General features: G+C 51.9%; 2 pseudogenes. Both read right to left on the bottom strand.

Annotation, left to right across the window (positions count from 1 at the left end):
* Window positions 1-356, bottom strand: a pseudogene (gene mrkB / locus ACESQ2_RS28410) (type 3 fimbria chaperone MrkB); the annotation flags it as partial.
* A gap of 193 nt (window positions 357-549) precedes the next feature.
* Window positions 550-726, bottom strand: a pseudogene (locus ACESQ2_RS28405) (ferrous iron transporter B); the annotation flags it as partial.

Raw genomic sequence — 726 nt, 5'->3', positions numbered from 1 at the left:
CTGGCCTCAACCGGCGGTATTTCCAGAAGGTTCAGCCACCACAGCGTCTCTTTATCTTTAGCCAGCCCTGCATTACTGCCGAGCTTAATACGCAGGGTTTGACCGCTTTTCGCATCAACGCGGGAAATAGGCGGCGTGATAATAAAGGGGGTCGTAATGGTATCCGGCGTCGCGTCGGCATTACCGTTATCCAGCCAGGCTTGCGCCAGCGCCGGACGGTCGGCGGTGTTAGAGAGCTGCACCGTTATTTCTTTTTCATTTCCTGGATAAATAAAGCGGGTACCGTTAACAATAATATTATTGGCATGGGCCGCAAAACTAAAAATGAAACAGAAAAAAAGGGCAATACGCTTCATGCTGACCTCAGAATAAAAAAATAAGCGGCAGCAGTGGCCGCTTTATTATTGTTGTATACCCTGAATAATTCGAATTACAGAAAGGCGGCCAGAGAGTGACTGGGGTGAGCAAACGTCGCCAACGCCTGTGCCATTCGAAGTATGACGGGTATAGACCGCCCCGGCGCGAGGCGGCTTTATCTCTCAGTCGATATTACTGATAAGTAATTTCGTAAGTCGCGTAGCTGTTAACCACACCGGTGGTAACCGTGGTCGGGGTGCTGGTCGCGTAGCCGACGTAGTAAGTGAAGCGCGCGCCATCCTGAACGGCAGAGGCATCACCGGCCGCTTTAGGCTGGGTGCTGTCGCCCGGGATGATTTTGTTGGTCAG

It is taken from the genome of Klebsiella sp. Q11, from assembly GCF_964241505.1.
Lineage (GTDB): Bacteria > Pseudomonadota > Gammaproteobacteria > Enterobacterales > Enterobacteriaceae > Klebsiella > Klebsiella michiganensis.
The sequence above is the reverse complement of the archived record's forward strand: the minus strand, read 5'-3'. Positions and strand labels throughout refer to the sequence as shown.